7 protein-coding genes are annotated in these 7319 nt (G+C 70.3%); 4 read left to right on the top strand and 3 right to left on the bottom strand.

Annotated features, from left to right (window positions below; genetic code table 11):
- Positions 1-39: 39 nt before the first annotated feature.
- The 3 genes from LXT13_RS03475 to LXT13_RS03485 are packed head-to-tail and all read right to left on the bottom strand — an operon-like array spanning position 40 to position 1752.
- A complete protein-coding gene (locus tag LXT13_RS03475) occupies positions 40-264 on the bottom strand; it encodes a DUF3079 domain-containing protein (RefSeq protein WP_233370207.1) in 225 nt (74 codons plus the stop codon).
- Positions 261-1394 (bottom strand): hypothetical protein, encoded by a 1134-nt coding sequence (locus LXT13_RS03480; RefSeq protein WP_233370208.1) that lies wholly within the window; start codon positions 1392-1394, stop codon positions 261-263. Before LXT13_RS03480 ends, LXT13_RS03475 begins: the two co-directional genes overlap by 4 nt.
- Positions 1395-1410: 16 nt before the next feature.
- Positions 1411-1752 carry a metal-sulfur cluster assembly factor gene (locus tag LXT13_RS03485; RefSeq protein ID WP_233370209.1) on the bottom strand — a complete coding sequence of 114 codons (342 nt, stop codon included), beginning with the start codon at positions 1750-1752 and terminating at the stop codon, positions 1411-1413.
- A gap of 447 nt (positions 1753-2199) precedes the next feature.
- Between LXT13_RS03485 and LXT13_RS03490 the strand changes: the two genes are divergently transcribed.
- The 4 genes from LXT13_RS03490 to LXT13_RS03505 are packed head-to-tail and all read left to right on the top strand — an operon-like array spanning position 2200 to position 7308.
- On the top strand, positions 2200-3864 hold the full coding sequence (locus tag LXT13_RS03490) for a peptidase domain-containing ABC transporter (RefSeq protein WP_233370210.1): 1665 nt from the start codon (positions 2200-2202) through the stop codon (positions 3862-3864).
- A gap of 13 nt (positions 3865-3877) precedes the next feature.
- Positions 3878-5302, top strand: coding sequence for a TolC family protein (locus LXT13_RS03495; RefSeq protein ID WP_233370211.1), 1425 nt, complete (start codon positions 3878-3880; stop codon positions 5300-5302).
- Positions 5303-5305: 3 nt separating this feature from the next.
- Complete coding sequence (locus tag LXT13_RS03500) at positions 5306-5968, top strand: hypothetical protein (protein WP_233370212.1); 663 nt, start codon at positions 5306-5308, stop codon at positions 5966-5968.
- Positions 5965-7308, top strand: coding sequence for an HlyD family type I secretion periplasmic adaptor subunit (locus LXT13_RS03505; protein WP_233370213.1), 1344 nt, complete (start codon positions 5965-5967; stop codon positions 7306-7308). The genes LXT13_RS03500 and LXT13_RS03505 overlap by 4 nt, the downstream gene beginning before the upstream one ends.
- Positions 7309-7319: the final 11 nt, after the last annotated feature.

Below are 7319 nucleotides of genomic sequence, written 5' to 3' on the forward strand. Positions count from 1 at the left end.
CGCGCCTGCGCGCCCGGCATCTGCCCACCGCCTACCTTTTCAAGCGGGCGGTACCTCGCGAGCCGGCACTGACGCATCTGCCGGGCCGTCGGTCTGGCGCGCATCCAGCCCCCAGGACTGCCAGTCGTCGCCGAAGAGTTCCGAGGGATGGGGTGTCGCGATGCTGCCGTTGCCGCATTGCAGCGCGTCGGCGTTGCAGTAGCGGTCACAGCCCCAGCAGATGCGCTCGGGATGGGCGGGCTTGATGGGGAACTTCTTCGTCATGCCGGTTGGCGCGGGTCGGCGCGTGTGATGTCGGAGGAGCCGTGCAGGCGTCGCCATGCGAAGGCCGAGCCCGCCACGGTGGCGCCGAATACGGCGATTGCGATCGCATTGCCGGCCGCGCCGGCCTGGAACGATCGGGCATCGACATGCCCGGCGCCGAGTCGGACGGCCAGGGAGCCGTGAAGCAGTGCGAGCGGCACGTAGTAGTACCCGCCGAAGAGAACCTTGACGCGGGCGACCGCCGGCAGGATGACCGGTGCGTGGCCCAGCATCATGCTGAAGACGAAGCCGAGCGCCAGCGCGTGAAGCGCCACGTCCTGCCATGTGCCGCCCAGCGCCGTCGCCGCCCAGGCCACGCCGGCGACGAAGAGCCAGGCATAGCCCAGCAGCAGGCACAGTGCCATGTAGCGGCTTAGGCCGGCGGCCCGCACGGTGCGGCGCGCGATATCGAAGCGGATCAGCCAGCATGCCAGCGCCGACAACGACAGGCCGTACAGCAGCCCGCCCACCGGTGCCGACACCGCGCTCGCCAACCCACTGAGCAGCAGGGCGGAAAGCACGGCGTACAGGGTCATGGAGGCGCCGGGCTGCCGCCGCATCAGGCGTGTCATTTCCAGCCGCTCGGCGGCGATGGTGAGCACCAGGAAGGCGAACCACAGCGGCATGATGGCCCCGGATTCCGGAGCCACGCCATGCCACAGGCTGCCAGCACACCAGGCGAGTGCGGCGGTGAGCAGCAATGCGGTGTGCGGCGCCGGCTGGCGCCTGACCACGACGACGTTGACGGCGACGAAGGCCAGCGAGGCCGTCGCCCCCATCTGCGCGGCCAACCCGGCCCAGCCTGCGAGCCACGCGATGCCGCCCAGCGCGGAGACGACGGGGCCGATGAAACCGGCCGTGTGCCTGAGCGCTACGGCGCGCTCGATGCCGATCACCGTGCCCATGAAGGCGCTGATCATCAGGAACGCGTGCCCGCCCACGGCGGCCGTTGCCCGGCCGCTGGTGGCCGGCAGCAGGCCTGCGCGCATCAGCCCGCCCCACAGCCCGGCGGCCAGGCATACCATCACAGGCAGCGCGATCGCCAGGCGCACCAGAACGCGTTGGGTGGGATGCCGCGCTGGGCTGCGCATGTCGGGTCCCCTCGGCTCACCAGCCCATGAAGGCCTTGGCCCGGGCGCTCATGAGATCGGTCGTCCAGGGCGGCTCCCAGACAAGCTCCACGTCGATGGCCGTCTCGGCCGGCACGACCTTGTCCATCTCGCGACCCACGTCGTCCATGATGACGTCCACCACGGGGCAGGCGGCGGACGTCATCGTCAGCCGCACACGCAGCCTGTCGGACGTCACGTCCACGCCGTAGACCAGCCCCACGTCGACGATGCTCATCGCGACTTCCGGATCCACCACGCGGCGCAGGCCGTGCAGGATCGGGGCGTAGAGGTCGTCCGGCCCGGTGAACGGGTAGGGAGGCTTGTCCGGGGACGTCATGGCTTGCTTCAAAGATGCATTTGTGTTGCATCAATGCTAGGCCGCTGCGTTGGGTGGCGGTTGACCTTGGTCAAGGACAGGTTGAAGAACCCGGGCGCCCGCCTTGCGGTTGGTTCTCTTTCGAATTGGCAATTGGCAGGCCCAGTTTCCCTGCAGCCTTTGACGTTTGCGTCAGATTTCACGCAAATCGCAATTGGGTAATTTGACTGCCGCAACGGCGCGAAGCATCGGGCCGTCGATGGAGTAACAACGGGGGTTTCTGGCGGGATTTCCCCGCACTGCCGATCGGTATGTCGTGGATATCATCGGTGAATCTGCCCCCCGTGCTTTCCGGTGCCTGTGCGGCCGCTCCAGGCCGATGTGAGTGGCTGGAAGGTATTCAGCCTGCGACGTATGCGTGAATCGATTCTCTTGTTTGTGCGCGCAAATCGTCGTCACCTAGTCGATTTGGCGGTCGCGAGCCTGCTCGTCAATGCGCTGGTATTGACGTTGCCGCTGTTTTCCATGCTCGTGTATGACAAAGCCGTCGGCAACGAGCTGCATGAAACCCTCTGGGCGCTGTCCATCGGCATGGGCCTGCTGTTTGCGCTGGAACTGGTGTTGAGGTTGTCACGGGTGCTGCTGGTGGAACATGCCGGCGCGCGCTGGGACATGCACCTTGACGAGCGCCTGCTGCGCGGGGTGCTGGCCACGCCGGCGTCCAAACCCCTGCAGGTGGGCACGCTGCTGTCGCGCTACCGCGAGCTTGGCGCTACGCGCGACGTATTGTCCGCGCAGTTCCTGCTGCCGCTGGCCGACGTGCCGTTCGCGCTGCTGTTCGCCATCGTGCTTGCCGTCATCGCTGGGCCGCTCGTGCTGATCCCGATCGGCGTCGGCCTGGCACTGCTGGGCGCCGGTGGCGTGCTGCAGGCGGCCGCAGCGCGGCGCTCGCGCGTGGCCTCCCAGGCGGCCAGCACCAAGCTGAGCTGGCTGGTCGACGTACTGCTGGCGCGTGAGAGCGTCATGTCGGCGGCGGCCGCGCGCGTGGCCGAGCGGGGGCTGCGAGAACCGTCGGCCACCGCCGCCCGTGCCGGGTCGCGCGCCCGGGTCTGGCAGCAGGTCAGCCAGCAGCTGTTGCCGGTCGGCATGTCGGCCTGCACGGTGCTCACGCTGGTGGCCGGTGTCTACCGCATCGAGGCCCAGGCGCTGAGCGTCGGCGGGCTCATCTCTACGACGATGCTGGGCGGCCGGCTCGTCAGCTCGATCTGCATGTTCGCGCCGGTCATGCTGCGCTGGCAGGAGTTCATGCGCGCGCTGCGCGACATGGCTCAGACCGTCGCGCTGGACGCCGCCACGTTGCCGGACCGCGATACCGGCGGTCCGCTCGGTGCCGCGGCGGCCGAAGGCGTGAGGCTGGCTGGTGTCGGCTTCGCCTACCCGGACAAGCCAGCAGTGCTGTCGGACGTGACGGTCACGCTGAAACCCGGCGAGATGGTCGCCGTCGTCGGCAGTTCGGGCGCCGGCAAGTCGACGCTGCTGCGACTGCTCGCGGGTCACCTGGTGCCGACGTCGGGTCAGTTCGCGCTCGGCGGTCGCGTCGTCAGCGACGACCTGACCCGCCGCTGGCTGGCCGGTGCCGTGGCATACAAGCCGCAGGAGCCGGGCTTCCTGGCCGGGCGGCTGCAGGACATCGTGGCGCCCGGCGAAGACGGCGCCCGCGAGGCTGAACTGCTGCGCGCACTGCGCGTCGCCGGCCTCGGCCCTCAGCTGGACCGCGGCGAGCTGGGCCTGAACACCGAGCTGGGCTCCAACGGCGCAGGGCTGTCGGGCGGCCAGCGGCAGATGCTGGCGCTGGCGCGCGTACTGCACCAGAGCTCCGACCTGCTGTTGCTCGACGAACCCACGCTGGGCCTGGACCGCCAGGCACAGGAAGGCCTCATCGCCGCGCTGCCGGGCTGGAAAGACGGGTGCTGCGTCGTCGTCGCGACGCACAGCGCAGAACTGATCCAGGTCTGCGATCGCGTGCTTGTGCTCGACCGCGGCCGCGTTGTGGCGGATGCGCCGCCGCAGCGTCTGCTGGCCCCCGGCGCGGTGACCCCCCGGACGCCCGCGCCGCGCACGACCACCGTCTGAAGGAATGCGACCGATGCCCTTGTTCTCCCCGCGTCATCTGAGCAGCCTGCTGCTTCTCAGTGTCGCGCCCCTGTGGGTGGCTGCCCAGACCGAGCCGGCGGCGGTTCCGGCCCCGGCAGTCGCCGCGTCGGCGGCTGCGCAGGCGCCCGCGCCGGAGGTCATCAGACCGCGCGTGGCTGGACTCCAGCAGTTGCTGGGGCTGCCGCCCGTGCTGCCCCTGGCCGGCAATGGCCCGCCGATGTCGCTGGGCGAGGCGCTGCAGCTGGCCTGGCAGAACAGCCCCGACGTCGCCGCGGCCCGCTACCGCTCGCTGAGCTTCGACTACACCCGCAAGGCCGCACGCGGAGCGCTGCTGCCGAAACTGGAGACTCGTGCCTCCATCGGCCGCGGCCATTTCGAGACGCCCGACGCGACGAACAACCTCGGCCGCGCCGACAACTCCGCCGTGCTGAGCCAGGCGCTCGTCGACGAGGCGGCACGCCACGAATGGTCGCGCCAGGAGCTATTGGCCGCATCCGCCGAGGTGCAGCTGGCCGGCGTCGAGTCGCAGACGCTGTTGGATACCGGCACCGCCTGGTTCGCCGTGCTGCAGCAGCGTGTCAGCGTCGAGCTGGGCCAGACCTATGAGGCGTCGCTGAACGAGCTGCTGCGCTACATCGGCGACCGGGTCGCTGCCGGTGGTGCCAGCCCGGCGGAGCGCGAGCGCATCACCGCCCGCGTGGCCAACGTGCGCTCCAGCCTGGCCGACTCGCGTGCGGCGCTGGCTGCAGCGCTGCGCAACTTTCAGCGGCTGTCGTCGGTTGCCCCGTTCGGGCTGGCGCTGGACGCACCGCTGGACCTCGAACTGCCGATCGATCCCGACGCCGCCATGGCCGATGCCGAAGTGCTGAACGCCGAGATGCTGTCATCCAGGCTGGAGCAGCAGGCGGCCGAGTCCGAACGTAAGGGCAGCCGTGCCGCGTTCCTGCCGCGGCTGTCCGTCGAGCTGAGCCATTCGCAGACGCGCAACGCGGCGGGCACCGAATCCAACCAGCGCGACAGCAAGGCCATGCTGGTGATGACCTTGCCGCTGGTCAATGGCGGCTCGGACTACGCACGCATGCATGCGGCAGAGGCACGCCGCAACGAACTGGAGGCCCGCGGCGAAGCCGTGCGCCGCCGGGTGTTGCAGGATCTCGAAACCAGCTACGCCAACCTGAAGGCGGCCACCGAGCGCTTCGCCTCGGTGCGCGACGAGCTGGACGCCAACCGCAAGGTGGTGGACGCCTTCCGCACTCAGCTGACCGGCGGCAACCGCCAGCTGCTGGACGTGCTGGACGCCTACCAGCGCCTGCATCAGAGCCGGCTTGATCTGGTGCAGGTGGTCGTCAACGCCGCGCAGAACGAGTGGCGCATCGCGCACCTGACAGGTTCGCTGCGTACCGTGGTGGCGAGGTAGACGATGGCAGGCGGCGGCAAGAGCGGCGGCGGGGACTACTGGCCCGGCTTCGTCGATGCGTTGACCAACGTGGTCATCGCGATGGTGTTCGTCATCGTGGTGCTGGCCATCGCGTTGAGCTTTTCGGCGCAGATCCTGGCCAAGCGCATGGCGGCCAAGATCGCCGAGCAGCAGGCCGAACTCGGCCGCGCGCGGCAGGCCTTGATCGCGCCGGCGGCGGAGAAGGAGAAGCCGGCGGCCGGCGCGCCGCCGCAGGTGGAGACGCAGGCGCCGCAGCGCACGCGCATTGCGGTCGCGGGCAACGAGGCGCCGCTGGCGGCCAGCGCCGCGGCGGCCAAGGTCAGGCCCGCCGATCATTACCTGCAGCTGGACTTCGCACCCGGCGCGCTGACCGTGGACGAGAAGGCCGCCAAGGCGCTGGCCGACGCACTGGCGCCGTTGAAGGCGCAGCTGCTGGCCTCGCCGTCATCGCGGCTGGAAGTGGTTGCGCTGGGCCCCGAAATCCACCTCAGCGAGAACCAGCGTGCCGCGTTCATCCGCGCGATGGCCGTGCGCAACGAGCTGCTGACGCAGGGCATCGCGGGCGACCGCATCGTGACCCGCATCGACATGAAGGCCAGTGCGCCGGCACCTGCGGTCGCCGTGCGGCTGGGAGAGAAACCATGACCACCGTCCCGGCCACGCCCGCCACGCCGACCCTGCCGGTCGACTTGCTGCTGGGCTACTTCGACAACACGCTGGGCCAGACACGCCGCCTGCGCCGGCCGCGCGCGCTGATCTACGCGGCCGCTGGCGTGATGGCCGCGCTGCTGTTGTGGACGGCGCTCGCGCGCGTGGACCTGGTCGTGCATACGCAGGGCCGCATCGTGCCCTCCGGCAAGCAGCAGCTGGTGCAGCACCTGGAGGGCGGCATCCTGTCCAAGGTCTTCGTGCATGAAGGCGACGCAGTGACGGCCGGCCAGCCGCTGGTGGCAGTGTCCGACCTACAGGCGGCGTCGTCACGCGGCGAGAAGGGTGCGCGCATGGCCGGCCTGGCCGCCCGTGTCGCGCGGCTGGACGCCGAGGCCACGGGCGCCGGCCGCTTCCAGCCGCCGGCCGGCACATCCGCCAACGACCCTGCCGTGCAGGCCGAGGCCGAGGCGTTCGCTGCCCGCACCGCCAAGCTTGCGCAGACGACGCGCGTGCTGGAGGAGCAGGCCGCCCAGCGTCGGCAGGAGGCCGCCGAGGCCGCCGCTCGCGCCAAGGGGCTGAAGGCCGAGCTGGAGGTGGCGCGCTCGCAACTGACGCTGGTGCAGAACATGGTGGCGCGAAACGCCGGCTCGCAGAGCGAGCTGCTGGACGCCCGTGGGCGCGTCGAGCGGCTGACGACGCAGATCGCCGAAACCGAAGCCTCGCTGCCCCGCCTGGCGGCCGCCGCGGCCGAGCTGTCTGCCCGCCAGGCGGAGGCGGTTGCTCAGTTCCGCAGCGAGTCCCGCACGGCGCTGTCCGATGCGCGCGTGGAGCTGCGCCGGCTGACCGAAGAGTTCAAGACCGAGGACGACCGCGTGCGCCGCACCGTGCTGACTGCTCCGGTGGCCGGAGTCGTCAACAAGCTGGCCAGCAACACGGTCGGTGGCGTCGTGAAGCCGGGCGAGACGTTGCTGGAGCTGACGCCGCAGGACGAGGCCATCGTCGTGGAGACGCGTGCCACGCCCAGTGAACGCGGCACGCTGCGCGTCGGCCTGCCCACGCGCGTGAAGGTGGCCGCCTTTGACTACACGACCTACGGCACGCTGGAAGCGCATGTGACCGAGATCAGCGCGGACAGCCTCGTGGACGAGCGCGGCGAGCGCTATTTCCGCGTCGTGTCGGCAGTGGACCCGGCCAGCGCCCGGCGCTTCGGCCAGCCGCTGGGTCCGGGCATGAGCGTCAGCGCGGACGTGGTCACCGGGCAGCGCACCGTGCTGCAGTACCTGCTATCGCCCATCCGCGGCCTGGCGGACACGGCCTTGAGGGACAGGAAATGAAGATGACCGGG

This window comes from Pelomonas cellulosilytica (genome assembly GCF_021353265.1).
Taxonomy (GTDB): domain Bacteria; phylum Pseudomonadota; class Gammaproteobacteria; order Burkholderiales; family Burkholderiaceae_C; genus Pelomonas; species Pelomonas cellulosilytica.